Source organism: Achromobacter sp. GW823-FHT04E03, from assembly GCF_058796095.1.
Map to the genome: position 1 here is coordinate 51,857 of NZ_JBXAIJ010000006.1, position 26,978 is coordinate 78,834.

The 26,978-nt window shown below is 64.7% G+C and carries 28 protein-coding genes and 1 tRNA gene; 23 read left to right on the forward strand and 6 right to left on the reverse strand.

The annotated features are described in order from the left end of the window. The first annotated feature begins 271 nt into the window (after window positions 1-271). The 10 genes from AC1RHV_RS29080 (at window position 272) to AC1RHV_RS29125 (ending at window position 8,409) form a co-directional block, all read left to right on the forward strand. Window positions 272-685 carry a DUF5339 family protein gene (locus tag AC1RHV_RS29080; protein ID WP_175161088.1) on the forward strand — a complete coding sequence of 138 codons (414 nt, stop codon included), beginning with the start codon at window positions 272-274 and terminating at the stop codon, window positions 683-685. Window positions 686-866: 181 nt separating this feature from the next. Further along, window positions 867-1,118, forward strand: coding sequence for an accessory factor UbiK family protein (locus AC1RHV_RS29085; RefSeq protein WP_054458252.1), 252 nt, complete (start codon window positions 867-869; stop codon window positions 1,116-1,118). 185 nt (window positions 1,119-1,303) lie between these two features. Continuing rightward, entirely contained in the window at window positions 1,304-2,833 is a 1,530-nt protein-coding gene (locus AC1RHV_RS29090) for a YifB family Mg chelatase-like AAA ATPase (protein ID WP_192353196.1), read from the forward strand. A gap of 341 nt (window positions 2,834-3,174) precedes the next feature. Further along, window positions 3,175-3,372 carry a 50S ribosomal protein L35 gene (rpmI, locus tag AC1RHV_RS29095; protein ID WP_008159912.1) on the forward strand — a complete coding sequence of 66 codons (198 nt, stop codon included), beginning with the start codon at window positions 3,175-3,177 and terminating at the stop codon, window positions 3,370-3,372. 17 nt (window positions 3,373-3,389) lie between these two features. Beyond that, window positions 3,390-3,749 (forward strand): 50S ribosomal protein L20, encoded by a 360-nt coding sequence (rplT, locus tag AC1RHV_RS29100; RefSeq protein ID WP_006218741.1) that lies wholly within the window; start codon window positions 3,390-3,392, stop codon window positions 3,747-3,749. Between the two features lie 75 nt (window positions 3,750-3,824). Further along, window positions 3,825-4,847, forward strand: a complete 1,023-nt coding sequence (gene pheS / locus AC1RHV_RS29105) for a phenylalanine--tRNA ligase subunit alpha (protein ID WP_054458250.1) — start codon at window positions 3,825-3,827, stop codon at window positions 4,845-4,847. Between the two features lie 13 nt (window positions 4,848-4,860). Further along, a complete protein-coding gene (gene pheT, locus AC1RHV_RS29110; RefSeq protein ID WP_492302469.1) occupies window positions 4,861-7,278 on the forward strand; it encodes a phenylalanine--tRNA ligase subunit beta in 2,418 nt (805 codons plus the stop codon). A gap of 3 nt (window positions 7,279-7,281) precedes the next feature. Further along, window positions 7,282-7,623, forward strand: coding sequence for an integration host factor subunit alpha (locus tag AC1RHV_RS29115; protein ID WP_054458248.1), 342 nt, complete (start codon window positions 7,282-7,284; stop codon window positions 7,621-7,623). A 57-nt stretch (window positions 7,624-7,680) separates the two neighbouring features. Continuing rightward, window positions 7,681-8,112, forward strand: a complete 432-nt coding sequence (locus AC1RHV_RS29120) for a MerR family transcriptional regulator (protein WP_054458247.1) — start codon at window positions 7,681-7,683, stop codon at window positions 8,110-8,112. A gap of 220 nt (window positions 8,113-8,332) precedes the next feature. Beyond that, window positions 8,333-8,409, forward strand: a tRNA-Pro gene (locus AC1RHV_RS29125). 185 nt (window positions 8,410-8,594) lie between these two features. Here the strand turns inward: AC1RHV_RS29125 and AC1RHV_RS29130 are convergent. Continuing rightward, the gene (locus AC1RHV_RS29130) at window positions 8,595-9,032 is read right to left on the reverse strand and encodes an acetyltransferase (protein WP_492302472.1); all 438 of its coding nucleotides are present in this window, start codon (window positions 9,030-9,032) and stop codon (window positions 8,595-8,597) included. A gap of 87 nt (window positions 9,033-9,119) precedes the next feature. Here AC1RHV_RS29130 and AC1RHV_RS29135 point away from each other — a divergent pair, with 87 nt between their 5' ends. The 4 genes from AC1RHV_RS29135 (at window position 9,120) to AC1RHV_RS29150 (ending at window position 11,698) form a co-directional block, all read left to right on the forward strand. Beyond that, window positions 9,120-9,557: a hypothetical protein gene (locus AC1RHV_RS29135; RefSeq protein ID WP_054458245.1), complete on the forward strand. Its 438-nt coding sequence runs from the start codon at window positions 9,120-9,122 to the stop codon at window positions 9,555-9,557. Between the two features lie 37 nt (window positions 9,558-9,594). Next, on the forward strand, window positions 9,595-9,783 hold the full coding sequence (locus AC1RHV_RS29140) for a hypothetical protein (RefSeq protein WP_492302474.1): 189 nt from the start codon (window positions 9,595-9,597) through the stop codon (window positions 9,781-9,783). Window positions 9,784-9,883: 100 nt separating this feature from the next. Continuing rightward, window positions 9,884-10,330 (forward strand): hypothetical protein, encoded by a 447-nt coding sequence (locus tag AC1RHV_RS29145; RefSeq protein ID WP_175160960.1) that lies wholly within the window; start codon window positions 9,884-9,886, stop codon window positions 10,328-10,330. 57 nt (window positions 10,331-10,387) lie between these two features. Next, the gene (locus AC1RHV_RS29150) at window positions 10,388-11,698 is read left to right on the forward strand and encodes a rhomboid family intramembrane serine protease (RefSeq protein WP_492302476.1); all 1,311 of its coding nucleotides are present in this window, start codon (window positions 10,388-10,390) and stop codon (window positions 11,696-11,698) included. Window positions 11,699-11,721: 23 nt separating this feature from the next. Here AC1RHV_RS29150 and AC1RHV_RS29155 read toward each other — a convergent pair whose 3' ends face one another. Next, the gene (locus AC1RHV_RS29155) at window positions 11,722-12,630 is read right to left on the reverse strand and encodes a LysR family transcriptional regulator (RefSeq protein WP_054458242.1); all 909 of its coding nucleotides are present in this window, start codon (window positions 12,628-12,630) and stop codon (window positions 11,722-11,724) included. Window positions 12,631-12,756: 126 nt separating this feature from the next. Between AC1RHV_RS29155 and AC1RHV_RS29160 the strand changes: the two genes are divergently transcribed. The 3 genes from AC1RHV_RS29160 to AC1RHV_RS29170 all read left to right on the forward strand — a co-directional run bounded on the left by AC1RHV_RS29160 (window position 12,757) and on the right by AC1RHV_RS29170 (window position 16,152). Next, on the forward strand, window positions 12,757-13,956 hold the full coding sequence (locus tag AC1RHV_RS29160; RefSeq protein ID WP_306653438.1) for an amidohydrolase: 1,200 nt from the start codon (window positions 12,757-12,759) through the stop codon (window positions 13,954-13,956). Between the two features lie 24 nt (window positions 13,957-13,980). Next, entirely contained in the window at window positions 13,981-15,309 is a 1,329-nt protein-coding gene (locus tag AC1RHV_RS29165) for an MFS transporter (protein WP_306653437.1), read from the forward strand. 90 nt (window positions 15,310-15,399) lie between these two features. Further along, on the forward strand, window positions 15,400-16,152 hold the full coding sequence (locus AC1RHV_RS29170) for an SDR family oxidoreductase (RefSeq protein ID WP_119451630.1): 753 nt from the start codon (window positions 15,400-15,402) through the stop codon (window positions 16,150-16,152). 15 nt (window positions 16,153-16,167) lie between these two features. Here the strand turns inward: AC1RHV_RS29170 and AC1RHV_RS29175 are convergent, their stop codons facing one another. Next, window positions 16,168-17,034 (reverse strand): spermidine synthase, encoded by an 867-nt coding sequence (locus AC1RHV_RS29175; protein WP_492302479.1) that lies wholly within the window; start codon window positions 17,032-17,034, stop codon window positions 16,168-16,170. A 242-nt stretch (window positions 17,035-17,276) separates the two neighbouring features. On the opposite strand from AC1RHV_RS29175, the gene AC1RHV_RS29180 reads away from it, so the two are divergent. The 4 genes from AC1RHV_RS29180 to AC1RHV_RS29195 all read left to right on the forward strand — a co-directional run bounded on the left by AC1RHV_RS29180 (window position 17,277) and on the right by AC1RHV_RS29195 (window position 22,683). Beyond that, a complete protein-coding gene (locus tag AC1RHV_RS29180; protein ID WP_119451632.1) occupies window positions 17,277-18,215 on the forward strand; it encodes an SMP-30/gluconolactonase/LRE family protein in 939 nt (312 codons plus the stop codon). 36 nt (window positions 18,216-18,251) lie between these two features. After that, window positions 18,252-19,178, forward strand: coding sequence for a 3-hydroxyacyl-CoA dehydrogenase family protein (locus AC1RHV_RS29185; protein WP_119451633.1), 927 nt, complete (start codon window positions 18,252-18,254; stop codon window positions 19,176-19,178). A gap of 737 nt (window positions 19,179-19,915) precedes the next feature. Beyond that, on the forward strand, window positions 19,916-20,926 hold the full coding sequence (locus tag AC1RHV_RS29190; RefSeq protein WP_054458235.1) for a Bug family tripartite tricarboxylate transporter substrate binding protein: 1,011 nt from the start codon (window positions 19,916-19,918) through the stop codon (window positions 20,924-20,926). 20 nt (window positions 20,927-20,946) lie between these two features. After that, window positions 20,947-22,683, forward strand: a complete 1,737-nt coding sequence (locus tag AC1RHV_RS29195) for an IlvD/Edd family dehydratase (protein ID WP_054458304.1) — start codon at window positions 20,947-20,949, stop codon at window positions 22,681-22,683. Between the two features lie 2 nt (window positions 22,684-22,685). Here AC1RHV_RS29195 and AC1RHV_RS29200 read toward each other — a convergent pair whose 3' ends face one another. Further along, window positions 22,686-23,579, reverse strand: coding sequence for a LysR family transcriptional regulator (locus tag AC1RHV_RS29200; RefSeq protein ID WP_054458234.1), 894 nt, complete (start codon window positions 23,577-23,579; stop codon window positions 22,686-22,688). Between the two features lie 134 nt (window positions 23,580-23,713). Between AC1RHV_RS29200 and AC1RHV_RS29205 the strand changes: the two genes are divergently transcribed. After that, complete coding sequence (locus AC1RHV_RS29205; protein ID WP_306653434.1) at window positions 23,714-24,703, forward strand: 2-hydroxyacid dehydrogenase; 990 nt, start codon at window positions 23,714-23,716, stop codon at window positions 24,701-24,703. A gap of 19 nt (window positions 24,704-24,722) precedes the next feature. Here AC1RHV_RS29205 and AC1RHV_RS29210 read toward each other — a convergent pair whose 3' ends face one another. Beyond that, the gene (locus AC1RHV_RS29210; RefSeq protein ID WP_125471554.1) at window positions 24,723-25,361 is read right to left on the reverse strand and encodes a hypothetical protein; all 639 of its coding nucleotides are present in this window, start codon (window positions 25,359-25,361) and stop codon (window positions 24,723-24,725) included. A gap of 78 nt (window positions 25,362-25,439) precedes the next feature. Continuing rightward, window positions 25,440-25,811: a hypothetical protein gene (locus tag AC1RHV_RS29215; RefSeq protein WP_125471556.1), complete on the reverse strand. Its 372-nt coding sequence runs from the start codon at window positions 25,809-25,811 to the stop codon at window positions 25,440-25,442. Window positions 25,812-26,006: 195 nt separating this feature from the next. Between AC1RHV_RS29215 and AC1RHV_RS29220 the strand changes: the two genes are divergently transcribed. Further along, entirely contained in the window at window positions 26,007-26,909 is a 903-nt protein-coding gene (locus AC1RHV_RS29220) for a PhzF family phenazine biosynthesis protein (protein ID WP_054458231.1), read from the forward strand. Window positions 26,910-26,978: the final 69 nt, after the last annotated feature.

Consider the following 26,978-nt stretch of genomic DNA (forward strand, 5'->3'; position numbering starts at 1 on the left):
CATTGATGACTCGCCTGCTGCCCGCTGAGCCATATGCGGCGCGCCTTTGGCGCAAATCGGCAGACCGTTGGCGAGACGCAGAGGAGCGCCGGAATCGGCGCGGCCGGCGCGGTCTCGTGATACGAGGGTTTACACCCGTCGGCTTGTTGCCGAAGAGCGGCTGCAGAAGAATCGATAACAGTTCAAGCCTGTCCCCGAACAGGCTGGGCCGCAGGCGGAGTCTCCGCGTCGACGGATCTCCAAAAGAAAGCAGGAACGGGAAAGGGTAGTCATGAAAATCCACCGCAAGGCTTTCTGCACTTTGGTCCTGGCCGCGTCGCTTGCCGCGCTGGCCGGCTGCAACAAGAGCGAAGAAAAGGCCGCCACGCCGGCCGCCACCGCACCTGCGCCCGCACCTGCGGCTCCCGCGACGCCGCCTCCACCCGCGACTTCGCCTTCCTCGGCTGCTCCGGCGGCAGGCACTGCAGCGTCCGTTCCCGCCGAGTGCGAGGCCTACGTCGCCAAGATCAATGCCTGCATGGACAAGCTCGGCAGCGGCAACCCGGCTGCCGCCGCGATCAAGGAGCAGCTAGACGCGGCCAGAGCGCAATGGGGCGCGGTCAGCGACAAGACGCAGTTGGCGGCGCAATGCAAGCAGTCGTCGGATACGTTCACGCAGTCGGCAAGCCAGATGGGTTGCCCGTAACGATGTTGGTAGGGGGTTGCCGCCATGGCAGCCCGGTTTTCTCCTGTGCTTTGAAGGGCGGTCACCGCATGCGGCCCGCCCTCTTTTTTTGGATCGAGGCGGCCCTTTTTTTGCGCGGTCAGTCCGGAAACGGCGTTCCGACGCACTACACTTGAGGCATCAAGAACACAGTGAGGCCGTCATGAACAATCGCACCCAATGGATGGAAGACATCCAGAAGAACATCTCCGACCTGATCGCCCGCAGTCCGGCCGCGGATGTGGAGCGCAATGTGCGCGCGATGATGACGCAGGCATTCTCCAAGCTGGATCTCGTCACGCGCGAGGAATTCGACGTCCAGGCCGACCTGCTGGCGCGCACCCGCGCCCGGGTGGACCAATTGGCCGCGCAGGTGCAGCAGCTGGAGTCGCGCTTGTCCGCGCTGGACAAGTAAGCGCTGGAGGCCGCATCTCGCGGCCGGCAGGAAATGCTTTCCGGAAACGGCCGCGATCAGCGGCCGTTTTCCATTTCCGCGTGCGCATCTGTGGTTGACGGGAGTGATGCTTCTGTCACGGCCGCCGCCGCGCGGGCCTCGCGTTTGCGGATACTGGCGGACCCAACTCTTGCTCGGAGGCCGCCTTGACGCTAGCCGTACTTGCCAGCCGCGCCCTGTGCGGCCTGGATGCCCACGCGGTGCGCGTGGAAACGCATCTGGGCCCGGGCCTGCCCAGCTTCAATGTGGTCGGCCTGCCCGATACCGAAGTGCGCGAAAGCCGCGAGCGCGTGCGCGCCGCCATCTTGAACAGCGGCTTCGAGTTCCCGCCCGGCAGGATCACGGTCAATCTTTCGCCCGCCGACATTCCCAAGGAGTCGGGGCGTTTCGACCTGCCGATCGCCCTGGGCCTGCTGCTGGCCTCCGGCCAGTTGGCCGCGCCGGCGGACGTTCGCGATTCGGAATCGCCCGTTCGGGATCCAGCCTTGGCCGACTTGGTGCTGGCCGGGGAGCTGTCCCTGACCGGCGCGTTGGTGCCGGTCGCGGCGCCGCTGGTCATCGCGCTGAGCGTCGCCCGGGAGGCGCCCGGCGCCACGCTCATCCTGCCTGCGGGCAGCGCCGAGCAGGCCGCCTGGGTTCCCGGGCTGCGCGTGCTGTCGGCGCGCACGCTGGCTGACGTGGCAGCGCACGCCACCGGTGCCTGCCTGTTGTCCAACGCCGTGCCCCGGCCCTGGCCGGCGGCTGCGCCCGGACCCTGCCTGTCGGATGTGCGGGGGCAGCCGGGGGCGCGGCGGGCCTTGGAGGTTGCTGCAGCGGGCGGACATAGCCTGTTGATGATAGGGCCGCCGGGAGCGGGCAAGAGCATGCTGGCGGCGCGCCTGCCGGGCCTGCTGCCGCCGCTGGCGCGCGGCGAGGCGTTGGAAGTGGCCGCCGTTGCCGCGCTGGCTGGCTTGTCCGACGCGCCCGTGGGGCAGCCCCCGTTCCGCGCGCCACACCATTCCGCCACGGCGGCGGCGCTGGTAGGCGGGGGGAGTCGTCCGCGTCCGGGCGAGATCAGCCTCGCGCATCATGGGGTGTTGTTTCTGGATGAGTTGCCAGAGTTCAGCCGCCGTACGTTGGAGGCCCTGCGGGAACCCCTTGAGACGGGCAGGGTGGTCATCGCGCGGGCGCTGCGCGCGGCGCAGTTTCCCGCCCGTTTCCAGTTGGTGGCGGCCATGAACCCGTGCCCTTGCGGGTGGCGCGGGCATCCCGGGCGGCCCTGCGCCTGCACGCCGGATCAGGTGGCGCGCTATGCAGGCAAGATATCGGGCCCGTTGCTGGACCGCATCGACCTGCACGTGGCCTTGCCGCCATCCGACCCCGAATGGATGGGCAAGCCGCCGGGGGAGGCGTCCGGCCCGGTCCGGGAGCGCGTGGCGCGTTGCCGCCAGCGTCAGCAGGCCCGCCAGGGCAAGCCCAACGCCGCGCTGGCGGGGGCGGAACTGGACGAGCATTGCCGCCTGGACGACGAAGGCCAGGCCTTGCTGCTACAGGCCATGCGCCGCCTGTCGGGGTCGGCCCGCGCCATGCACCGTGCGCTGCGGGTGGCGCGTACGATCGCCGATCTGGAAGGGGAGGATGCCCTGGGGGCCCGCCACATTGCCCAGGCGGTGCAGTACCGGCGGCCGGGCGTATGAAACCCCCTCTGTGGCGTTCGCCGCCCCTGGGGTTGCGCTTTGCCGGCTGGCTGGCTCGACAAAATGCGGGAAATCACCATATAATCAAAGGCTTTCCCGGATCTGGATCAGATTTGATCTGTTTCTGGGGAGAATCCGCCTGGCAGCAATGCTGGCGGAACGTACCCCGGAAATGCTTCGGATGTAATCCAGAAGTGTCCCGGAAGTACCCCGGAAGTACCCCCAAGAAGTGGCAACAGGTCTCCAAGTTTTGCCGCCATGGAAGGTTTCATCGGCCGTCCATGCGTCAAGCACCTGGCGTCATGCATATCAACAATGAGTGTTTAGTTTAGGGAATCAACATGCCCAAGATGAAAACCAAGAAAAGCGCCTCCAAGCGCTTTAAGGTTCGCGGCAGCGGCTCCATCAAGCGCGGTCAGGCGTTCAAGCGCCACATTCTGACCAAGAAGACCACCAAGGCCAAGCGTCAACTGCGCGGCTCGGCAGCGGTCCATGACTCCAACGTGGCCTCCGTCAAGGCCATGATGCCTTTCGCTTGATCTAAGGGAGATCTACTATGCCTCGCGTCAAACGCGGCGTAACCGCCCGCGCACGTCACAAAAAAGTCATTGCCGCCGCCAAGGGTTACCGTGGCCGCCGCGGTAATGTGTTCCGTATTGCCAAGCAAGCAGTCATGCGCGCTGGCCAATACGCCTACCGCGACCGTCGTAACAAGAAGCGCACGTTCCGTGCTCTGTGGATCACGCGTATCAACGCCGCCGTCCGCGAACATGGCGTCAGCTACAGCGTGTTCATCGCCGGCCTGAAGAAGGCTTCGATCGAACTCGACCGCAAGGTTCTGGCCGACCTGGCCGTGCGCGACAAGGCCGGCTTTGCCGCCATCGTGCAGCAAGCCAAGGCTGCCTTGGCTGCCTGATCGCGCTTTAACTCATCGCGCATCGCTGCAAACGGGGCTGTAATGGCCCCGTTTGCGTTTTGAAGGCTGGATTTCATGACTCAAACGGTTGACGACCTGGTCTCCCAGGCGCAAGAACGCTTCGCCGCGGCCTCCGATGCCGCCGCGCTGGAAAATGCAAAGGCTCGGTTCCTGGGCAAGGAAGGCGCGCTGACGGTGCTGCTCAAAGCCCTCGGCAAGCTCGACCCGGAGCAGAAGCGCGAGATGGGTGCCCGGATCAATCAGGCCAAGCAAAGGGTCGAAGAGCTGCTGAACCTGCGGCGCGCCGCGCTGGCACAGGCTGAACTGGACGCCCGCCTGGCATCCGAAACCATTGACGTCACCCTCCCGGGCCGCGGCCGCGCGCCGGGCGGCATCCATCCGGTGATCCGGACCTGGGAACGCGTGGAAGAGATCTTCCGTTCCATAGGCTTCGACGTGGCCGACGGCCCCGAAGTGGAAAACGACTGGACCAATTTCACTGCTTTGAACAGCCCGCTGGACCATCCTGCGCGCTCCATGCATGACACGTTCTACGTCGACATGCAGGACGCCGAAGGCCAGCCGCTGCTGCTGCGCACGCACACCAGCCCCATGCAGGTGCGTTACGCCCGCATGCATAAGCCGCCCATCAAGGTCATCGCACCGGGCCGCACCTACCGCGTCGATAGCGACGCTACGCACTCGCCCATGTTCCACCAGGTGGAAGGGCTCTGGATCGCCGAGGACATTTCGTTCGCCGACCTGAAGGGCGTGTACACCGATTTCCTGCGCTGCTTCTTTGAAACCGACGACCTGGCCGTGCGTTTCCGCCCGTCGTTCTTCCCGTTCACGGAGCCGTCCGCCGAAATCGACATGATGTTCACCTCGGGGCCGAACCGCGGCCGCTGGCTGGAGATTTCCGGCTCGGGCCAGGTGCATCCGCAAGTGGTGCGCAACTTCGGCCTCGATCCCGAACGCTACATCGGCTTTGCCTTCGGTTCCGGACTTGAGCGCCTGACCATGTTGCGCTACGGCGTCAACGATCTGCGCCAGTTCTACGAAGGCGATTTGCGCTTCCTGCGCCAGTTCAACGAATAACAGACGGCTGATCATGCAATTTCCCGAATCCTGGCTGCGTACGCTGGTCAACCCCGCTATCGCCACCGATGAACTTGCACACCGGCTCACCATGGCCGGCCTGGAAGTCGAAGACACCGTGCCCGCCGCGCCCGCCTTCAGCGGCGTGGTCGTGGGCCACATCGTCGAAATCGCGCCCCATCCCGACGCCGACAAGCTGCGCGTCTGCAAAGTGGACGACGGCGCCGGCGAACTGCTGCAGATCGTGTGCGGCGCGCCCAACGCCGCTGCCGGCCTGAAGGTGCCGCTCGCGCGCGTCGGCGCCGAGCTGCCTGGCGGCATGAAGATCGGCGTGGCCAAGATGCGCGGCGTGCAGTCCTCGGGCATGTTGTGCTCGGCCCGCGAACTGGGACTGTCGCAAGACCATGCAGGCCTTTTGGAACTGCCCGCCGACATGACGCCGGGCCAGTCGATCCGCGAGGCGCTGAATCTGGACGACACGCTCTTCACGCTGAAGATGACGCCCAACCGCGCCGACTGCCTGTCCATCCTGGGCGTGGCGCGCGAAGTGGCCGCCCTGACCGGTGCGCCGCTGTCGGTACCCACCGCTGTCGCTGTGCCGGTCACGCTGGACGAGCGCCTGCCGGTCAAGGTCGAGGCGCCTGATCTGTGCGGCCGTTTTGGCGGCCGCGTGATCCGCGGCGTCAACGCCCGCGCAGCGACTCCCGAATGGATGAAGACGCGCCTGGAGCGCGCCGGCCAACGCTCGGTATCGGCGCTGGTGGACATCTCCAACTACGTCATGCTCGAACTGGGGCGTCCGTCGCACGTGTTCGACCTGGACAAGATCCGCGGCGACCTCAGCGTGCGCTGGGCCCGCGAAGGCGAAACGCTCGAACTGCTGAACGGCCAGACCGTCACGCTGGATTCGACGGTGGGCGTGGTGGTCGCTGGCGATCAGGTGGAAAGCCTGGCCGGCATCATGGGCGGCGAAGCCACCTCGGTCACGCTCGACACTCGCAACATCTATCTGGAAGCCGCGTTCTGGTGGCCGCAGTCGCTCGCCGGCCGCGCGCGCCGCTACAAGTTCAGCTCGGAAGCCAGCCACCGCGGCGAGCGCGGCGTGGACTACGCCACCATCCCCGAGCACATCGAATTCATCACGCGCCTGATCATTGACATCTGCGGCGGCGAAGCCGGTCCGCTGGATGACCAGATCGTCAACTTGCCCAAGCGCGAGCCCGTGCGCATGCGCCTGGCGCGTTGCCACCGCGTGCTGGGCGTGCCCGTCACGCAAGCCGAAGTCGCCAAGATCTTCGGCAGCCTGGGGCTGGACTTCAAGATCGAGGGCGACGACTTCATCGTCACGCCGCCTTCCTACCGCTTCGACCTGGAGCTTGAAGAAGACCTGATCGAGGAAGTGGCCCGTATCTACGGTTTCGAGAACATCCCCGTGGAGCCGCCAATGGCGCGCGCCAAGATGTTCTCGCAGCCGGAAATCCGTCGTGGCGCCCATGCGCTGCGTCGCCTGGCTGCCGCGCAGGACTACCAGGAAGTCGTGAACTACAGCTTCGTTGAAGCCGACTGGGAACGCGACTATGCCGGCAACGAAACGCCGGTGCGCCTGGTCAATCCGATCGCCAGCCATCTGTCGGTCATGCGCTCCAGCCTGATCGGCAGCCTGGTCGCCAACATCCGCCATAACGCCAACCGCAAGCAGACGCGCGTGCGTCTGTTCGAACTGGGCCGCGTGTTCATGCGCGATGCGTCCGTTCAGGACGGTCCGCTGGAAGTGGCCGGCGTGCGCCAGCCCATGAAGCTGGCCGGCGCGGCCTGGGGACCGGCCGTGGAAGAGCAGTGGGGCGTGGCGACCCGCCAGGTGGATTTCTATGATGTGAAGATGGATGTCGAGGCGCTGTTCGGCGCGCGCGGCAGCCGCCTGCGCTTCGAAGCCGCCTCGCATCCCGCCCTGCATCCGGGCCGCAGCGCCCGCATCGAGCTGGACGGCAAGCATGTCGGCTGGATCGGCGAACTGCATCCGCGCTGGGCTCAGCAGGCCGACCTGGCGCATGCGCCCGTCGTGTTCGAACTGGACGCCGCAGCCTTGTCCGAAGGCGAACTGCCGCAAGTGCGCGAACTCTCGCGCCAGCCCATCGTGGTGCGCGACCTGGCGCTGTGGGTCGATGCCCACGTGTCGGCGCAATCCATGCTCGACACCGTCGCCGCGGTCGTGAAGGCGGATCCGCAACTGTCGGTGGTGCAGGACGCGCGCCTGTTCGACGTGTGGCGCGAGAAGGCCCACGGCAGCGAACCCGTCACCGAGAAAAGCCTTGCTTTCCGTTTCTGGCTACAGGACACTGAGGTCACGCTGGACGAGGCCCGCGTGGCGGATTGCCTGGCACGCATCAAGGAAGCCTTGGTGGCTGCGCACGGCGCTCGCCAACGCGCTTGAACCATGGGGAACAGTATGCTTGCTGCCGAGCCGCGCACTCTGACCAAGGCTGAACTGGCCGAACTGCTCTTCGAGCGGGTCGGCCTGAACAAGCGCGAAGCCAAGGACATCGTCGATACCTTCTTCGAGGAAATCCGCGACGCCTTGGCGCGCGGTGATTCCGTCAAGCTCTCCGGCTTCGGCAACTTCCAGGTGCGCGACAAGCCGCCGCGCCCTGGCCGCAATCCCAAGACCGGCGAGACCATCCCCATCGCCGCGCGCCGCGTGGTCACCTTCCACGCAAGCCAGAAGCTCAAGAGCGTGGTGGAACAGGCCGCGCCCGCAGCACCCGACGCCGAGGAGTGATACGCTTTGTCGGCAATTGTTATCGGCACCTGACGCATCGCGGCATAAAATCCCCTTATGACACGTACCGAATCCACCGTTACCTTACCGCCCATTCCCGCCAAGCGTTACTTCACCATCGGTGAAGTCAGCGACCTGTGTGGCGTCAAGCCCCATGTCTTGCGGTATTGGGAACAGGAATTCACGCAGCTCAAGCCGGTGAAGCGGCGCGGCAACCGCCGCTACTACCAGCATCACGAAGTGCTGCTGATCCGCCGCATCCGCTCGCTGCTGTATGAGCAAGGCTTCACGATCAGCGGCGCGCGCAATCGCCTGGGCGATGCGCGCGACGTGCCGCATGATCAGGACGCGGCAGTGCGCCTGTCGGGCGCCGAGATGCAAGCCTTGCGCAATGAACTTGGCAACGTCTCGACGATGCTGGCCGAAGCCTTGGGCACGGCGGCAAACGCGGCAGGCGCAAGCGCCAGCAACGTCAGCCCTGCGGCCTGATCGTCGGCGCATCGTCTTCCCCATATGGTTTGAACGCAGTACCAGCAACGCGCGGCGCAAGCCGCGCGTTGCATTGAGCAGTACCTCGCGCAGCAATCATCGATGCGCATGCGGTTGATGCAATCGATGAACGCAGCGCGAAAATTTTTTTGAGTATTCAGCACTTTTTTTGCACGAATGCGTGCAAACAATTTTTTGTTCTGCTATACTCTTTTTCTTTCGGGGCGTAGCGCAGCCTGGTAGCGCACTTGCATGGGGTGCAAGGGGTCGCGAGTTCGAATCCCGCCGTCCCGACCAGTAGTTCCAAAGGCCGTCAGTGAGAAATCACTGACGGCCTTTTCATTTTTGTTGGCCTGATTTCAGCGAGCGCGGTGCAAGCGCGTTATGCCAATGGCTGATAAAAAACTGCCGGCGTAAAGCGGCACCCTGGCAAAGTGTCAGCCATGGAAAAAGCCACCCGCAGGTGGCTTTGTTTTTTCCGATCAGCTCCGATACTCCAGATGGATCAACGGGTAGGCCCTGCCTTGATCATCAAGCGGCGAACGGCCCGTGCGCTTGAAGCCCATCCTTTCATAGAAGCCCACCGCCTGGCCGTTCTGTTCATTGACGTCCGTCGTCATGTTGGGATGGAGGGATAGGCCGTGCCGCACCAGCGCGGCGCCTATGCCGGTTCCGCGGCAGGCGGGATCGACGAACAGCGCTTGCATGTGGCCGTTGTAGATGAGCATGAATCCCTGGGGGTAGTCGCGGGCGTCGACCGCAAGCCAGAGCGGCACTTGCGGGAGAAAACCGCACACCATCTCGTCGATGGCCTGGCGATCCTCGGGTGAAAGAAAGTCGTGCGTGGCGTCTACTGCGCTGCGCCAGATTTCGACTGCGCGCGCGCCTTCGTCGGGGCGGGAGGTTCTTATCGTAATCATCCTCGCAGCGTATTTGATTTCTTTTTGCGGCGTCAAATTGACGAACCCGAATGGGTACACTGGGACGCTCTTCGACTAGGAAAAGAAATGGCGCAACAGAATGCCGTGAAGAACAAGGCGCGTCGTCGCATGCCTGACGGCCGCCGCTTTTGGTTTATCAGCTTGCTGGGCATCATTGTGACCTGCAGCCCAGATATCCTGGATGCATTGCGAGGCCAATTCGGACCGGCGCAACGGCTGGTGATCCCGGCGCTGCTGCTGTATTGGCTGTATCGGGGCAGCGAATGGGCGCGCTGGATCTTGATGGTCCTGCTGCTCGGCATCGGTGCGATGAATCTCTACCTGCTGACGGGCATGCTCAAGTATTCCGCCCATCTGTGGTTGCATGCTTACGTCGCCAGCGCTGCGATGGTCCTGACCGGGTTCTATCTGGCATTGGCGAAGAAGGACTTCGCGCGTTACTGCAGCCATGTCGCTGTGCGAAACGCCCGCAAGGCAGCGGCGCGGCAGGCGGAACCTCGTTAAACGCCAGATTGGAAACGTGGAGTGGGAGGAAGTGCCGGTGCTGTACGTGGTCTTGTGGAGCGTGTTGGCGCTAGCTGCATTCACTGGCAGCCTGTTCGTCTTCTGGACGCGGCTGTTCCAGTTCAAGGAGCAGGGCGCGGGGCCGGACTATCGGCCGTCTGCCGGTATCGCAGGGGCCTTGATGACGATCGCCGTTCTCGCGCTGGTGATTGCGCTGACCGTATGACCGCGATCGGTTACGCGCCTGAATGGTATAAGTGCGCGGCAGCGTATTGCGGTGCGATTGACGGTCAGTGATAACTCCAGGCGGTATGCGGATGAAAGTCATGAGAAGTCTTGCGGTGCTCCTTTTGCTGGCGCTACAGGCGACCAGCGCTGTCGCTGAAACGCAAGCGGACACGTCGATCTCGCGTGTGGTGGAGGGCGGCCGCTGGACCGACGGCGCGGCCACGGGCGCGTACCGGATCGTCGTGGAAGAGGTCGGGTTCGAGCACGTCAACTGCCGCATACGGATTCAATGGGTCGCTTCCACGGCCGCTGGTCGTCCCGCCAAGCTCGTCGCGGAACAGACCTTCGAGGAACTCTCGACCACTTTCTGGAGTTGCTTGCAGGGCAAGCAGAGCGTGGTTGTCGCCGGTAATGTGCTGAAAGTGCAGGCCACGCACGCGTATTCCGGTGAGCCATGCACCTTTACGGCAAAGCTCGGCAAGCCGGGCCGATATCAATACGAAGGGTGCAGCAACGAGAAGCCGGCGATCAAGGTTGGCGGTTGAGTAACGCACCCCAGCGGTACATCGCGCACCGCGAGCTCGTGCGACGTCACGCATGGCTTGGTTAAGATAAAGCCCACTCTTCGATATGCCTACTTGATGCCTCCATTCCAACGCACGTCCCTGCTCAAAAGAATATTCGCCAGCAAGATCACGCTTCTGCTGATTGCCTGCAATGTCGCGGTGTACGGCGTGGCGGGATTTTTAGACTCGCGCGCGTTCGAGAGCCTGAGCCAAACCTCGTTCCTGATCGATTGGGGCGGCAACGTACCGGCCTTGACCTTGTCCGGGGAATACTGGCGCCTGTTCACCAGCATGTTCCTGCACATCGGCTTCCTGCACCTGGCAATCAACATGCTGGCGCTGTGGTCGCTGGGGATCATCCTGGAGGCGCGCATGCGTTCCGGGGTGTTCCTGGGCGTGTATCTGCTGTCGGGCCTATGTGGCAGCCTGGTCACCGCGTTATGGCATCGCGACGAGTTTTTCCTGAGCTGCGGGGCGTCTGGCGCAATCCTGGGCATTTTCGGGGCCGCGATCGTTTACGGCTTGCATGACCGGCGTATGGGCCGGCCCCACATCCCGCCCGGCAATCTGCTGTTCAGCCTGGTGCTGACCTTTGGCGCGGGCTTCGCGTTCGACGTCGACAATGCGGCGCACCTGGGCGGCTTGCTGTCGGGAGCGCTGCTCGCGGGCATCGCGCTGTATGCCGAGCGCTTGCGGCCCGTAACGGCGGCGGTGGTCCTGGCCGCGACGGGCACGCTCAGCGCCGTGGCGCTGGCCGCGGTGACGCTCGGCAATCATAACCGCGGCATGCAGGAACAGCTTGCCGCCGCGCAGTTTGGTCGCACGCTGGGAAAAATGGGATTGCTGGGCTCGGATCGGGCGCTGTGGAAAGCGTCGTCGCTGGATGAGTGCATTGCCGGCGCGTTGTCCGCCGCTGTGCGCGATGGATCGCGAGCGCCGGATCTGCGAGGTTGCGCGAAACCCGGAGACAGGGATCAGGCGCTGTTGGCAAGGTTCATGCCGCTGCAGTACCAAAGCTGCCATGCGCAGATCGCAGGGTTGCGCAAACTCTACCCGGATGCCGCCCTGCAAGAGGCATTGACCGCGGCGGACCAGTACTGCGGAGTTCAAGCGCAGATCTATGGCGCGATCTTTCAAGCAGACGGCGCCGAACTCGATCTGGAAAAGGCGCGCCAGGCGCGTTTGAAGATGAACTTCCTGCTCGACGAGCGGGGCATGTACCGGACGGATTCAGCGCCATTGCGGGCGCAGGCAAACGCCATGAAGCGCATGCTCCGCCGCCCGGGCGAGCTGGCCTGGGCAATCATCGGGCGCTCGGGTTGCCCATACTGGAGCTGCGAGAGGTAGCGCGGGCTGCGGCGTGCCGCGCTTCACACCAGACGGCGGCTGGGGTCCGCGACGTGGGTCGTGACGATGTCGATAAACCGCTCGAGCGGCGCCGACTGGTTGTCGGCCCGCCAGACCAGCTCCCAATGCTGGACCACGTCCAGATCGGGCAGTTCCTTGAAGGCAACGGTGGGTGGCGCGGCGCGCGTGGCCGAGTCGGGCAGAACGGTGCAGCCCAAGCCCGCGGCGACCAGGGTGAGCATCGATCCGACATCCACGCCCTGTATCGATGAGCGGGGCACGAACCCGGCCTTGAAAAAGCAATGGATCAGCCTGTCATGCCAGACAGGCGCTGCATTGCGCGGCAGCCAGATGAAGTCCCGGCCGGCCAGTTCGCGCAAGGACGCCGGGCCGTCATTGTCCCAGTGCCAGTCCGCGGGATAGGCGACCAGCATCTTCTCGGAGTAGATGGGGATGCCTTTGAACGCGGGATCGTCGAGCGGCCTGAACAGCGTGAATCCCGCGTCCAGCCTGCCTGTGGGCAGAAGTTCGATCTGCGCATCCGAAAGCAGATGACTGAGTGTCAACGAGACCCCCGGGGCTTCCCGGCGGAATCGCCGCAGCGCATCGGCGAGCAGGGAACGCAACGTCAGCATGACCGGCAGGGCGATGGTCAGGTGACCGATCTCACCGCGTCCCGCGCGCTGCGCGCGCTCCATGGCCGCGGTCGCGTCGCCCAGCAGGCGGTTGGCGTCCAGGAGCAACTGCTTGCCCGCTTCGGTCAGATGGACGCCACGGGTGGTTCGTTCAAAAACGGCGGTGCCCAGCTCTTCTTCCAATGCCTGGATCTGCCGGGTCAATGCCGGCTGGGCGATATGCACCGACTGAGCCGCGAGGCTGATGCTGCCGCATTCGGCGACGGCAACGAAGTAGCGCAATTGCCGCAGATCCATGGCTATACCTTATTAGTATGACGGACATCGTTAAATAGCATTTTACGGCATGGGTGGGGTGTCTCTACCATTCGGGCGGTAGTGAACCTGTGTAGACAAAAACTTCAATAACGAAGACCCAAGCCCATGCCACAGAAAATCCTTGATCATTTGTCCGCGGACGCCGCCAGGTACAGGCAGATACGGCACGACCTGCACGCGCACCCAGAACTGGGTTTTGAGGAGCACCGGACCGCGGCGCTGGTTTGCGAGGAGCTGCGCCGGCTCTCCATCGGATTCCACCCCAACATTGGACGCACCGGCGTAGTCGGATTCATTCCAGGCCGGGAAACGGGCAGCGGACGGGCGATAGGCCTGAGAGCGGACATGGACGCGCTCCCCATCCGCGAATGCACGGGGCTGGGGTACGCGTCAGCCGAGGACGGCAAGATGCATGCCTGCGGCCACGACGGCCACGTCGCCATGCTGTTGGCCGCCGCCGCCTATCTGCAGCGCACCCGGAATTTCAACGGCGTGGTCTATCTGATTTTTCAGCCCGGCGAAGAAGGGCACAACGGCGGGTTGGAAATGGTCAAGGATGGCCTGTTCGAGCGGTTTCCCATTGAAGAGATATATGCGCTCCACAACTGGCCGGCGTTGCCCCTGGGGACGGTATCCATTCCGGTCGGGCCCGTCATGGCGGCGTCCGACCGCATTACGATCCGGATCCGCGGCAAGGGTGGCCATGGGGGGATTGCGCCTCAACGGACGGTAGATCCGGTCCTGATCGCCGGCCACGTCATCGTTGCGGCGCACTCCATCGTGAGCCGCAACCTGGACCCGCTGGACGCCGGCGTGCTCAGCCTATGCGCCGTGGCGGGAGGCAATCTGGCGGGCTTCAACGTCATACCGGACGAGGTGGTGCTTACGGGCACCGCCAGATCGTTGCGGCCGGAAGTTCAGCAGGTCTTGCAGGCCCGCCTGCGGGAAACCGTGGAAAGCGTTTCGAAAGGGCTGGGCGGATCGGCGACGCTGGACTATGAGCCGAACGTGCCGGCAACGGTCAATACGGAACCGCAGACCCGCCTGGCCAGGCTGGCGGCGCAGGACGTGGTGGGCGAACAGCATGTGGTCCGGCATCCGGTGCCCAGCCTGGGCGGGGAGGATTTCGCCTACATGCTGCGCGAGCGGCCCGGTGCGTATCTGCATCTGGGCACGGGCGATCCGGATCATGTACACGGGTTGCACACCTCGCACTTCGATTTCAACGATGCCGCCATTCCCATCGGAAGCGCGGTGCTTTCCCGGATAGCCGAAAGAGCGCTGCCGCTGGACAACAACAACTAGGTAGCAATTGGGAGGAGACGAGACATGAATAAGGCAAAAAAAAAGAAAAGCGCCCCGCGATGGCTGCAATTGACGGCGGCGATATTTGGCAATGCGCTCGAATGGTATGACTTCGGCGTGTTCGCGGCGATGGCATTCATCATCGCCAAGGTGTTCTTTCCGGAAGCGGGCGAACATACCGCGCTGCTGCTGACGCTGGCGACGTTCGGCGTCGGTTTCGTCACGCGCCCGATAGGCGGCATCGCCATCGGCATGTATGCGGACCGCAAGGGCAGGAAGGCAGCGCTGCAACTGATTATTGCGTTGATGACGGTGTCCTTGCTCATCATGGTCTTTACTCCTTCGTATGCGACCATAGGCGTCGCCGCGCCCATCCTGATCGTGCTGGCCCGCCTGATGCAGGGGATCGCGACTGGCGGCGAGTTCGCATCGTCCACCGCCTATCTCGTGGAGGCCGCGCCCAGGAACAAGAAGGGACTCTACGGCGCGTGGCAGATGTTCGGCCAGAATCTCGCCAATCTGGGGGGCGCCGCCACGGGGTTTCTGCTGACATCGGTCTTCACCGAGCAACAGCTGCTCGACGGGATGTGGCGCATCCCGTTTGTCGTGGGACTGCTGATCGCGCCGCTGGGATGGTGGATCCGGCGCTATCTGGACGAACCCGAAGAGTCCGCGGCGTCGCTACGTAAGGGGGAGACGGTCAGCCTGGCAGCGATGTTGGGCCGTTATCCGCGGTCCATCGCAGCCACGCTGTGCCTGACCACGTGCGCCACGGCTTCCGTCTATACATTCATCATTTATCTGCCGACTTTCGTGACCCGCCAGTTCGGTTTCGCGCTGCACGACGCCTTCACCGCGCAGGCCATCGGGCTGCTGGCGCTGATCGTCATCATTCCAATTTCCGGCGCGATTTCGGATCGCCATGGAAGAAAGCCGGTGATGCTGTCGTTCCTGCTGCCGTACGCGATATTGATGTATCCGCTGTTCTCGTGGGTGCAGTCGACGCCGACCTTGCCGAATCTGGTCGTCGCGTTCACCGTGCTGAGCATACTGCTGGGCGGCTTTCTTGGACCGTTCGCGACAGCGTTAGGCGAACAGTTTCCAACGAACGTGCGCTCGGCCGGCTTGGCGGTTTGCTACAACATCGCCGTCATGATTTTTGGCGGTTTCGCCCAGTTCATCGTCACCTGGCTGATCCAGGCCACCGGGATATCACTGGCGCCCGTTTTTTACAGCCTTGCAGGCGGCGCGCTTGGTGTGTTGGGCTGCCTGTTGATACGGCCGGCCGATGACGCCAGGCAGGTGGCCCAGGAGTTGCCGGCACGGATGGCGCAGCGCAGATCAGTGGCGTGAGATGCCGCGCGTAGACAGCAAGAAGCGGGAGGACAGGACCCGTTCGCATTCGTAGGATGCAGGCATCATTCATGCCTGGAGCAGACGCCCATGTCTTTATCTCTTGCTGGAAAAGTGGCTTTGGTCACGGGCGCGTCCTCGGGTATCGGGCGCGCCGTGGCGTTGCGCCTGGCCGCCGAGGGCGCGGCGCTGGTGCTGACGGCCAGACGCCGTGATCTGCTGGAGCGGGTGGCCGATGAGATCAGGAGCGCCGGCGGGCGGGCCTGCGTTGCTGCGGGAGATGTCGCCTTGCCGGACACGCACAGACTGGCGGTGCAGTACGCCCAGCGCGAGTTCGGCGGCCTGGACATCGCGATAAACAATGCCGGCACCATCGGGCCCTTCAAGCCGCTTGCGGAAGTTGCCCTGGAAGAATGGGAGCATACGCTGAGCGTCAATCTCACGGCGGCGTTCCTGGGCGCGTGCCATCAGATTCCGGCCATGCTGGAGCGGGGCGGCGGCGCGCTGGTCTTCGTGTCCAGTTTTGTGGGGACGAGCGTGGGCCTGCCCGGCATGACGGCCTACGGCACGTCCAAAGCCGCGCTGATGGGCTTGGTCAAGGGCATTACTGCGGACTATGCCGCGCAAGGCATCCGCGCCAATGCGCTCTTGCCTGGGGGAGTGGACACCGAGATGGCCGGGAGCCAGGAGCAGAAGGACTGGGCGGCCGGCCTGCATGCCATGAAGCGGATTGCGCGCGCCGATGAAATCGCCTCGGCGGCGCTGTTCCTGGCCAGCCCGATGGCAAGCTTCGTGACCGGGTCCGCGCTCTATGCGGATGGTGGCAACTCCGCCGTGAAGTGAGCGCGCCGTCCAGGCTCAATCGCGCAAGACGGGTGCGTCGTCGGCAATCGCCTGTCGGCGCGAGTACATCTCCAGGGCTTCCTCGGTATTGACGCCCAACGGCCCGAGAACGGCATCCAGCGCCTTGGCATTGCGGGCAAGCTGATCGCGGCCGGGCAGTTCACCGTTGACCGCCATGATGACGCGATTGCCCGTTTGCAGATTGAAGAATTCTCCGAACACCGCGGCATAGGTCGCCGATTCGCGTGCATAGAGCTGGCTCTCGGTGAAGGTGTTCGCCACCGCCACGCCGCCCGGCGCGAGGATGCCGCGCACGTGTTGCAGGAATTCCAGCGTCATCAGATGTTCGGGGATGTAGTCGACGTCGAACGCGTCCAGCATCACCATGTCGTATTGCAGGCCGTCGCGATGGGCGCGTTCGATGTAGGCGCGGCCATCTTCCAGGAAGAGGCGTTGCGCGGGGCCTTCCTGGTAACCGAAGTAGCCCGCCGCGACCTTGCCCACGGCGGGATCGATTTCCACGGTATCGATGACGGTATCGGGCAGGAGCGCGGCCAGGGTCTTTTGCAGTGTGGCGCCGCCCAATCCGACGATCAGGATGTTGCGCGGCTTGGGATTAATGTAGAGCGCGGTCATCATCATGCGCGTGTAGGAAAACACCAGCTGCCCGGGATGCTCGAGGCTCATGCAGGTCTGGCGGCCGACGTCGTGCATGGAGTTGAAGTTCATGCAGCGCTCGCCGTTTTCCTCGAACACGAGCAGTTTGCCGAACTGCGAATCTTCGCTGTGGATCAGCTTGGGGCCGCCCGTACCTCGCAGCAGCACCAAGGCGGCGCCGGCGATGACGAGGACGAGAATGGTGCGGAGGGCAACACGGAGCATTTGGCGGCAAGCAACAGGTAGGGGACGCGTCATCGTATCGTGGGCCGGGTCCACCGCGCGGACGCTGGCGTGAATCCCCTGGCGGCAAGACGCCGGCGGCGTCGCGACGGCAGGAATCAACGATCGGTTTTATTGAAAGACTCGTTCGATATATTTCATTTCCTTAAATGCTCGGCTCTCCTTAGAATTTCGCTCGAAACGGGGCGCATAGATTCCCGTCCGGTAAATCAGAGGAGACCTGCATGTTCTACGATCCCGTCCCCAGGATTCAAGCCAGCGTATACGCCCGGCTGCCCGACGAGCTGAAGTGGCAGGGCCAGGACCTGAACGAGTGGGTCGCTGGCCAGCCGCAGGGCAATCCGCCGCGCTCGTTGCTGGAAGGGCCGTCCTTCGGGCCAGACGGCCTGCTGTATTGCGTGGACGTCATCAACGGCCGCATCCTGCGGGTCGATGCGCGTGGCGAATTCGAGCCGCTCGTACAGTACGACGGCTGGCCCAACGGCCTGAAGTTCCATCGCGACGGCCGCATCTTCATCGCCGACTACAAGCACGGCATCATGCAGTTCGACCTCGAGCGCCGCGAGGTGCGCCCGGTGCTCGAGCGCTACAACATCGAGCGCTTCAAGGGCGTGAACGACCTGTTCTTCTCGCAGGCGGGGGATCTCTATTTCACCGACCAGGGCATGACCGGCTGGCAGGATCCGACTGGCCGCCTGTTCCGCCTGCGGCCGGACGGCAAGCTGGACTGCCTGCTTGATTGCATACCCAGCCCCAACGGCCTGGTGATGGATCTGGACGAGCACGCGCTGTATGTGGCGGCGACGCGGGCCAACGCGATCTGGAAGGTGCCGCTGCTGCGCAACGGTCAGGTCGGCAAGGTGGGCACGTTCATCCAGATGTCGGGCGGCGGCGGCCCGGATGGCCTGGCGCTGGATGCGAAGGGCGGACTGTGCATTGCCCACGTGGGTCTGGGCACCGTCTGGTGCATGGATCCGTTGGGCCAGCCGGCTCTGCGCATCCAGTCTCCCGAGGGGCTGCACACCACCAACCTGGCCTTCGGGGGAGCCGCGGGCCGCACGCTTTACATCACCGAGTCCAGTTCGGCCAGCATCCTGCGCGTCGAACTCGATGTAGCGGGCAAGCCGATGTACCTGCCGGCGCCGGCCGCGCAGGCGCTCTGAGTACCACATACCCCAACTACCAAAAGGACGGAACAGATGGATCAGGCAATTGTGCTGGGCGCGGGCACCATGGGGGCCGACGTCGCCGCCGGTTTTCATGCGGCCGGCTGGCGTGTATGGCTGGTGGAGCCCGACGCGGCGGCGCGCGCGGCGGCCACGCGGCGCGTGAACGCCTCCAGCGAAATGATCGGCGGGCAGGCGGACGCCGGGCGCATCGTCACCAGCGCAACCATGGAAGAAATCGACTGGAGCGATACCCGCATCGTGGTCGAGTGCGTGCCCGAACTGCTGGAAACCAAGCGTGCCGTATTCGCTCGCCTGGAACAGCTGGCGCCCGCTTCGATTCCCTTGACCAGCAATTCGTCGAGCTTTCCCATCAGCGCCATCGGCGAGGGCCTGCAGACCCGCGCACGCATGGTGGGTCTGCATTACTTCATGCCGGCCCATCTGGTGCCCGCCGTGGAAGTGATACGCGGAGAGGCTACCGATGAAGCCATGGCGCAGGAAGTCAGCCGCATCATGCGCGATACCGGCAAGAAGCCGGTGCAGGTCAAGCGCGACGTGCCGGGGTTTCTTGCCAACCGCATCCAGCATGCGCTGATGCGCGAGGCGATCGCGCTGGTCGAGGAAGGCTTCGCGTCCGCCGAGGACGTGGACACTGCCGTGCGCTACGGGTTCGGATTCCGCTACATCGCGGCCGGCCCGCTGCTGCAGAAGGATCTGGCCGGCATCGACATCCATTGCGCGGCGGCCGCGACGATGTATCCGCACCTGCGTACGGACGACAGGCCCAGCGCGCTCATGCGCGAGCTGGTCGAGCAGGGCAACATAGGCGTCAAGTCGCCTTCCCTGAAGGGCTTCTATCAATGGACGCCGGACCGCGTCGCCCAGGAGCAGCGGCGCTACCAGGTCGCCTTGGGCAAGGCCATGCAGATCCTGAAGGATGAAGAGGCGCTGGCCTGACGCAGACTGTCGCGGAGCGGCAGGGCTTCGAGCTCGCGGATGTCGGGGTTCTTTAGCCGCCGAGGCTGCCCTGCGCCATTCCGATGCTCGCCCCGGCGGGGCTGCGCTTCGGATGGCTCCGGGGTCCTCGGCTGCCAGTCGCCTAATGCGTTGGTTTCAGCCGCCGTTCATGGGCAGATGCCGTGAGCCGGTGTCCGGGCGGAGGGATCCGAAGCGCAGCCCCGCCGGGGCGAGCATCGGAATCCCGCAGTCCGGACGCCGGCGGCTCAAGAACCCTGCCGCACAAAAGAACCCAGCCTCACAAAGCCGAAGCGGCAGGGCTTCGAGCTCGCGGATGTCGGGGTTCTTTAGCCGCCGAGGCTGCCCTGCGCCATTCCGATGCTCGCCCCGGCGGGGCTGCGCTTCGGATGGCTCCGGGGTCCTCGGCTGGCAGTCGCCTGATGCGGTGGCTTCAGACCACGTTCCTGGGTAGACACCGTGAGCCGGTGTCCGGACGGAGGGATCCGAAGCGCAAGCCCCTCCGGGGCGAGCATCGGAATCCCGCAGTCCGGACGCCGGCGGCTCAAGAACTCTACTTCACCAAACCGAAGTGCAGCCCGGATTTTCCTCATCCATACGTCCTAGGACTCTCACGGATTTTTTTGACAGAACATAAATTTTTTTCTCTTTTCGCAGGCGGGAGTTTGCGAACATGCGCCTAGAGCTTTCAAGCCATAAGAACGCATCGGGAGACAAAAATGTTCTGTAAGAATGCCGCGCGCAAGCGCATTCACATCGCCGCGGCCGCCTTCATCGCGGCTGCTGCTTTCACCGTTCCTGGCCATGCATCCGCGCAGGCCGCCGACAGCTATCCGAACAAGCCCATCCGCCTGATCATCCCGTATCCGCCTGGCGGCGCGACCGACGTGATCGGACGCATCGTAGGCCAGCGCCTGAGCGAGCAGATCGGCGGCCAGGTCGTGATCGAGAACCGCGGCGGTGCAGGCGGCAATATCGGTGCGGCGGAAGTGGCGCGCGCGCAGCCTGATGGCTATACCTTGCTGATGGGGGCGCTGACTTCGCATTCGGTCATGGCGACCCTGGAGAAGGACACCATCCCCTACGACCTGCGCAAGGACTTCGCGCCCGCCGGGGTGGTCGGCTTTGTGCCGCTGGTGGCCGTGGTCAATCCCAAGCTGCCCATCAAATCGCTGGCCGATCTGGTGAGCTACGCGAAGGCGAATCCCGGAAAACTCAATTTCGCCTCGTCGGGCGCGGGCGCGCCGCAGCGCATGGCGATGGAACTCTTCAAGCAGATCGCGGGCGTCAACATCGTGCACGTGGCCTATCGCGGCAGCGGCCCGGCCATGACGGACCTGGTCGGCGGCCAGGTGGAGACGATGACCGAGACGGTGCCCGCCGCGATCTCCTTCATCAAGTCCGGCCAGTTGCGTCCGCTGGCCGTGCTGACGCCGCAGCGCGTCTCGATGTTGCCGGACATTCCCACCGCCGAGGAACAAGGCTTCAGCGGCTTCAACGTCAGTTCGCTCTTTGGCGTGATGGCGCCGGCCGGCACGCCGGCTCCCATCGTCGCCAAGATCAACAAGGCGCTGACCACGGCGCTGGCCAAGGACGATGCCAAGGCCCAGTTGCTGCAGCAAGGCGTCTATGCCGACGCGCTCGACGTCGAAGCCTCCAAGGCGCGCCTGAACGCCGAAATCGAGCAGTGGGCCAAGGTCATCCGCGACGGCGGCATCACCGTAAATTAATTGGAAGCAGCTTGAACAAGATGAGCAAGAAAAACACCGAGGCGTCGCAGGGCGAGGCCGGCGGCCTGCGCAAAGGCCTCACCAGCTACGGCGACAGCGGCTTTTCGCTGTTCCTGCGCAAGGCCTTCATCAAGGGCGCCGGCTACACGGACGGCGCGCTGGACCGGCCGGTGATCGGCATCGCCAACACGGGCAGCGCCTACAACCCCTGCCACGGCAACGCGCCGCAGCTGCTGGAAGCCGTGAAGCGCGGCATCATGTTCGCGGGCGGCCTGCCGATGGATTTCCCGACCATCTCCATCCACGAGAGCTTTTCCTTTCCCACCAGCATGTACCTGCGCAACCTCATGTCCATGGACACCGAGGAGCTGATACGCGCGCAGCCCATGGACGCGGTGGTGCTGATAGGCGGATGCGACAAGACCGTGCCCGCCCAGCTCATGGGCGCCGCGTCGGCGGACATACCGGCGATCCAGCTTGTGACGGGATCGATGCTGACGGGGTCGCACCGTTCAGAACGGGTGGGCGCATGCACGGATTGCCGCCGGTACTGGGGCAAGTACCGCGCCGAGGAGATCGACAGCCAGGAGATCGCCGACGTCAACAACCAGCTCGTCGCCAGCGTGGGCACCTGTTCGGTCATGGGTACGGCAAGCACCATGGCCTGTATTGCCGAAGCGCTGGGCATGACCGTGCCTGGCGGCGCTACGCCGCCCGCCGTCACGGCTGACCGGATGCGCATTGCTGAACTCACGGGCGCGCAGGCCGTCGAGATCGCCAGGCAGCGCCTGTCGGTCTCGAAGATCCTGACCGCGGATTCCTTCGAGAATGCCATGCGCGTGCTGCTGGCCATCGGCGGGTCCACCAACGGCATCATCCATCTGACCGCCATCGCCGGCCGGCTGGGGCTGGACCTGGATCTGCAGGCGCTGGACCGCATGGGGCGCGAGACGCCCGTGCTGGTGGACCTGAAGCCTTCGGGCCAGCATTACATGGAAGACTTCCACAAAGCGGGCGGCATGGCCACGCTGCTGCGCGAACTCAAGCCGCTGTTGAAGCTCGACGCGCTGACCGTGACCGGCAGGACGCTGGGCGAGGAGATCGAACGCGCGGGGCCGGGGTTCCCGCAAAGCGTGGTCAAGACGCGGCAGAACCCGATCTATCCACAGGGCGGCATAGCCGTCCTTTCGGGCAACCTGGCCCCCGAAGGCGCCATCATCAAGCAGTCGTCCGCCGATGCCGGGCTGATGGAACACGAAGGCCGGGCCGTGGTGTTCGAGAACGCCGAGGACCTGGCGGGCCGCATCGATGCCGCGGACCTGGACGTCACGCCGCAGGACATATTGGTGCTGAAGAACATCGGTCCCAAGGGCGCGCCCGGCATGCCGGAGGCGGGCTATATCCCGATCCCCAAGAAGCTGGCGTCGCAGGGGGTGAAGGACATCATCCGGATCTCTGACGGCCGCATGAGCGGCACCGCCTTTGGCACCATCGTGCTGCATGTCACGCCGGAAGCGGCCATAGGCGGGCCGCTGGCCTATGTCAGGAACGGCGACCGCATACGCCTGAGCGTGAGTCGGCGCGAGATCTCCCTGCTGGTGTCGGACGAAGAACTCGACCGCCGCCGCCGCGAGCAGCCGGTCACGCCGCCCACGGCCGAACGCGGCTACAAGAAGCTCTTCCTCGATACGGTGACCCAGGCCGACAAGGGCGTGGATTTCGACTTCCTGCGCGGCGTGCCGGGCAAGTCGAAGTAGGGCTACGGCGTTGCCCGGCGTGCTTCCATGTTGCCGAAGAGGGTCCGGGCATCCTGGGATATCGACGCGGCCATCTTGGCGTGATGGCCGCGGGTATTCCAGATCAGGCCGTTCCTGCGCACGGGCGCACGGTTGGGCAGCGGGATGCGCGCCACGTCGAGCGACTTCCACATGGACGACCAGTCCGGAATCAGCGCAACGCCCAGGCCTTCATGCACCAGCGCGACGATGGCGAGCAGGCCGTCAATCTCCAGCCGCTGCTTGGGCCAGATCTGGTGGTCGCGCAGATAGCGGTCGGCCAGCTGGCCGCCGTAGATGTTGCGGTCGTAGCGTATGAAGGGTTGGGTCGACAGCAGGGTGTGGGCGTCCTGGTCCGCAAGATGGGACGGCGCGACGACGACCAGCGGCTCTTCCATGAATGGCTGCCAGAGACAGCTCTTGGGCACCGCGAACTGCGGTTCCACCACGATGGCGGCGTCGAGTTCGCCGTTGACCACCTTGCCGCACAGGTCTATGGAGCCGCCGGGCGTGACGAAGACGGAGGCGTCCGGATGCTTGCGGTACAGCGATTTCAGTATCGGCGGCAACACGTTCGTCAATGCGGACACGAAACAGCCGATGCGGAATTCGCCCGGTTGGTCGCCGTCGATGGCCATGGCGCGCAGATCGCGGATGTTGCGGATGGCCGCCTTGGTGCCTTCGAGGATACGCATGCCGCTCTCGGTGGGCCGGACCGAACGCCCCGAGCGCTTGACCAGCGCCACGCCCAGGTCCATCTCCAGCGCCTTGATGCGCGCGGCGATGGCGGCCGAGGTCAGATCGAGCTTGCGCGCCGCTTCGGCGAATGAACCGGCTTCGACGACTGCGACGAAGCTCTGCATGCACTTGATGTCCATGATGCGATGGGCCTATTGCCCTGAAAGGAGAAACTTCAGGTTGAAGATCGCACGAACCGCTACGAACCCGGCTGCGATGGTTGCAGGCTTATCGCGCCAATTTTCCGTATGTTATAGCGTCGAGGTTGAAATCCATGATCGAGCATGAACTGGCCCAAGTGCGCCAGCCAGCAGCAAATGTCTCCGGCAAGGGGGACGGCAAGTTTCCCCCTCTGCTCAAGGTAGGGGTTTTTCCCGAGTCGGTGGAAGCGCAGTTCCGCTCGAGGTTCACGTTGATCGACGAGGCGGCGCTGCAAAACGATCCTGCGCAGGCCGATGCGATCGGCGGCATCGTCACGCGCTCGAACTACCGGATTTCCGCCGAGCTGATGGATCGCTTGCCGGGGCTGCGCATCATCGCCACCAACGGCGTCGGCTACGACGGCATCGCGCTGGACCGCGCGCGTGAGAAGAACATCGTCGTGACCAACACGCCGGACGTGTTGAACAAGGCCGTGGCTGAATTGGCGGTGGGGTTGTTGCTCGCCTTGCTGCGCCAGTTGCCTGCGGCCGACAGCTTTGTGCGCACGGGCGCATGGGAGGCCTCGCCCTTTCCGTTGGGGGCGAGCCTGGCGGGCAGGAAGGTCGGCATCGTCGGTTTAGGGCGCATCGGCAAAGAGATCGTCCGGCGGCTCGTGCCGTTCGAAGTGGACCTCAGCTACTTCAGCCGCACGCCCCAGGATACGCCGTGGCGGCATTTTGATTCTCTGCCTGCCATGGCCCGCCATGTGGACGTGCTGGTCCTGTCATGTCCCGGCGGGGCGGCAACGCGCCACATCGTCGACGCCGCCGTGTTGAGTGCGCTGGGGCCGGAGGGGGTGGTCGTCAACGTCGCCCGCGGCTCGGTGATCAATGAGGCCGACCTGTGCCATGCGTTGGCCAACGGCATCATCCTGGGGGCCGCGCTCGACGTGTTCGAAAGCGAGCCGCTGGGCGAGAGCCCCCTGCGGCGCCTGTCGAACGTGATCCTGGCGCCCCATATCGGCAGCGCCACGCACGAGACGCGCCGCCAGATGGCGGAGCTGGCGATGCGGAACCTGGTGTCGTTCTTTACGACGGGGAGGGCGGTTACGCCAGTGGCGTAGCCGGACGTCGGGCTACCCGCTAGAACCACACTGTCGCAATCAGCAGCGCGCAGCCCGCAGTGGCTGTGGCTGCCATGATGGCGGCCAGGCGCAAGGCGATCTTGCGTTCCTTGCGGCCGACGTTGGGGTTGCCGACGTTGGCGGACCGCAGTTGTTCCCAGGTCGATGCGGCGCCCGCTTCGCGGCTTTGCAGGGCCGAGGCGGCGTTCGCCGTGGAGCGGGAAATGCGGGTGAGCCGCAGCGCCGGATAGGCCAGCAGCAGCCCGGCCAGGAACAAGGCGCAGGCGCTGATTGCGCCTGCCGTGAAGGCCGAGCTGTCGCGCGCCGCGAACAGGATTAGGGATGCCGCCAGGCCGATGAGGTTCAGGCCGGCCAAGGCTTTCAGCGCCTGGACTCCCCAGGGGCCGGTGGCTTCCTCGGTGAAGTCTCCGACCGAGCGCCAGTAGGCGGCGTCGTTGGATGCGGCCTGGAAAAAGAAGGCGAGATCCCTCAGGAGCACCTCGCCTTGCCTGTCATCGGGACTGGTGTCTCCATGCCATTGGGTGGCGAACTTCCTGCTTCGATCAGCGTCCGCGTGATGCGCGCGGGCCCAATTTTCAGCCAAGCCTATCGCGGCTTCGACGGTAAGCGCCTCTGCGGGTCTGGCACTGTCTTTCATATTTAGCGTCCCCATATATGGGACATTGTACTAGGCCTGAGTGGACGCTACCTTGATGCAAGGCACACCCCGCGCGGATCAAGGCAAGGCGGCGCCGGGATGGGGTGCTGTCCGGGAAAAACAGACTTCGAGCAAGCTGTTGCTGCGCAGTTTGAGGGTGACGTCCGTACGCTGCCCGCCCGGCGTAGTGGCGGCGAAGAAACCAAGGGCCAGCGCGCCGAACCAGGCGGGAAGAAAGCTGGCCAGATCCCAGCCCGACACGCTGGCGTTGTAGGGTTGCTTGACCGTCCGCACGGTCAGCCCATGTTCGCGGCACAGCGCCTGCAGCGCTGCCGCGGTTTCGTCGATGTCGACGATGTTCTCCAGAAAGAACGGCTCCTGGACTCGCATCAATCTGGCAAGTTCGCCTGCAGGCAGGCGGTTCTGGAAGTAGGTGCGTACCGTGGACATGTGGCGGGTTCCTGGTGAGCGCAAATCGTCATGCACCGGCTTGGGGGGGCGGAAAGCGCCGGGCCAGCATAGTCTATGCCAGATCCACCCGCTGTTACGGTCCCGATTCATCGCCTCTGTGTCTGGTGGGCCGCGCGCCGGCCCCGCACACTTCCCGGGTCGCCGCGCAGTCCGCGTGGCCTGAGAGGACGTTCCATGCGCTACCGTTATGTCACCGCCGATGTGTTCACCAGCCAAGCGTACGGCGGCAATCCGCTGGCGGTCGTGTTCGACGCCCAGGGCCTGAGCACGGCGCAGATGCAACGCATCGCGCGCGAATTCAACTATTCCGAAACCAGCTTTGTGCTGCCGCCGCGGGATCCTGCCCATACGGCCTGGGTGCGCATCTTCACGCCCGACCGCGAGGTGCCGTTCGCCGGACATCCCAATGTGGGCACGGCCGTGGTGCTGGCGCGCGAAATGGCTGCCTCGGGCCTGACCGTGCCGGATGCCTTCGCGTTTGAGGAGGAGGCGGGACTGGTGCGCATTGCGCTGCGCCCAGGCGCAAACGGCGCGGCGGGTGCGGAACTGCTTGCGCCGCAACCGCTGTCGCGCGCCAGCGAGGCGCCGGCCGCCGCGGTTGCGCGGGCCTTGAGCCTGGAGCCTGCGGACATCGATACCTCCACGCATGCGCCGCAGGTGGCGTCGGTAGGCCTGATCTTCCTGGTGGTGCAATTGGCCAGCCGCGACGCCTTGCGCCGGGCCGTGCCAGATCCGGCGGGCTACGCGGCCCTGCTGCCGCTGGACGGCGCAAAGTCCATCTATGCCTACACCACTGACACGGGGGCGGGCGGGGCGGATGTCCAGGCCCGCATGTTCACCGGTCGCATGACGGAAGACCCCGCGACCGGCAGCGCTACGGCGGCCATGACGGCCTTGCGCACGGCCCTGCGCGGCGCCGGCGCAATGCGCCTGAGGGTGGAGCAGGGCGTGGACATGGGACGCGCCAGCGTGCTGCTGGCTCACGCCGAACCGCGCGCCGATGGCGTATGGGCGGGCGTGGCGGGCGAGGCCGTGGTGGTCATGGAAGGCACGCTGGAGGCGCCTGACGCGTCCTGACGTTGGCTGCGCTTCGCCGCCTCGTGTATGCTTGCCCTCATGAACGCAAAGCATTTCGCGCCAATGTCT

Coding starts and splice junctions, on each gene's coding strand:
- AC1RHV_RS29080 (WP_175161088.1), top strand. CDS start 272: ATGAAAATCCACCGCAAGGCTTTCTGCACTTTGGTCCTGGCCGCGTCG.
- AC1RHV_RS29085 (WP_054458252.1), top strand. CDS start 867: ATGAACAATCGCACCCAATGGATGGAAGACATCCAGAAGAACATCTCC.
- rpmI (WP_008159912.1), top strand. CDS start 3,175: ATGCCCAAGATGAAAACCAAGAAAAGCGCCTCCAAGCGCTTTAAGGTT.
- rplT (WP_006218741.1), top strand. CDS start 3,390: ATGCCTCGCGTCAAACGCGGCGTAACCGCCCGCGCACGTCACAAAAAA.
- pheS (WP_054458250.1), top strand. CDS start 3,825: ATGACTCAAACGGTTGACGACCTGGTCTCCCAGGCGCAAGAACGCTTC.
- pheT (WP_492302469.1), top strand. CDS start 4,861: ATGCAATTTCCCGAATCCTGGCTGCGTACGCTGGTCAACCCCGCTATC.
- AC1RHV_RS29115 (WP_054458248.1), top strand. CDS start 7,282: ATGGGGAACAGTATGCTTGCTGCCGAGCCGCGCACTCTGACCAAGGCT.
- AC1RHV_RS29120 (WP_054458247.1), top strand. CDS start 7,681: ATGACACGTACCGAATCCACCGTTACCTTACCGCCCATTCCCGCCAAG.
- AC1RHV_RS29130 (WP_492302472.1), bottom strand. CDS start 9,032: ATGATTACGATAAGAACCTCCCGCCCCGACGAAGGCGCGCGCGCAGTC.
- AC1RHV_RS29135 (WP_054458245.1), top strand. CDS start 9,120: ATGGCGCAACAGAATGCCGTGAAGAACAAGGCGCGTCGTCGCATGCCT.
- AC1RHV_RS29145 (WP_175160960.1), top strand. CDS start 9,884: ATGAGAAGTCTTGCGGTGCTCCTTTTGCTGGCGCTACAGGCGACCAGC.
- AC1RHV_RS29155 (WP_054458242.1), bottom strand. CDS start 12,630: ATGGATCTGCGGCAATTGCGCTACTTCGTTGCCGTCGCCGAATGCGGC.
- AC1RHV_RS29160 (WP_306653438.1), top strand. CDS start 12,757: ATGCCACAGAAAATCCTTGATCATTTGTCCGCGGACGCCGCCAGGTAC.
- AC1RHV_RS29165 (WP_306653437.1), top strand. CDS start 13,981: ATGAATAAGGCAAAAAAAAAGAAAAGCGCCCCGCGATGGCTGCAATTG.
- AC1RHV_RS29170 (WP_119451630.1), top strand. CDS start 15,400: ATGTCTTTATCTCTTGCTGGAAAAGTGGCTTTGGTCACGGGCGCGTCC.
- AC1RHV_RS29175 (WP_492302479.1), bottom strand. CDS start 17,034: ATGCTCCGTGTTGCCCTCCGCACCATTCTCGTCCTCGTCATCGCCGGC.
- AC1RHV_RS29180 (WP_119451632.1), top strand. CDS start 17,277: ATGTTCTACGATCCCGTCCCCAGGATTCAAGCCAGCGTATACGCCCGG.
- AC1RHV_RS29185 (WP_119451633.1), top strand. CDS start 18,252: ATGGATCAGGCAATTGTGCTGGGCGCGGGCACCATGGGGGCCGACGTC.
- AC1RHV_RS29190 (WP_054458235.1), top strand. CDS start 19,916: ATGTTCTGTAAGAATGCCGCGCGCAAGCGCATTCACATCGCCGCGGCC.
- AC1RHV_RS29195 (WP_054458304.1), top strand. CDS start 20,947: ATGAGCAAGAAAAACACCGAGGCGTCGCAGGGCGAGGCCGGCGGCCTG.
- AC1RHV_RS29200 (WP_054458234.1), bottom strand. CDS start 23,579: ATGGACATCAAGTGCATGCAGAGCTTCGTCGCAGTCGTCGAAGCCGGT.
- AC1RHV_RS29205 (WP_306653434.1), top strand. CDS start 23,714: ATGATCGAGCATGAACTGGCCCAAGTGCGCCAGCCAGCAGCAAATGTC.
- AC1RHV_RS29210 (WP_125471554.1), bottom strand. CDS start 25,361: ATGAAAGACAGTGCCAGACCCGCAGAGGCGCTTACCGTCGAAGCCGCG.
- AC1RHV_RS29215 (WP_125471556.1), bottom strand. CDS start 25,811: ATGTCCACGGTACGCACCTACTTCCAGAACCGCCTGCCTGCAGGCGAA.
- AC1RHV_RS29220 (WP_054458231.1), top strand. CDS start 26,007: ATGCGCTACCGTTATGTCACCGCCGATGTGTTCACCAGCCAAGCGTAC.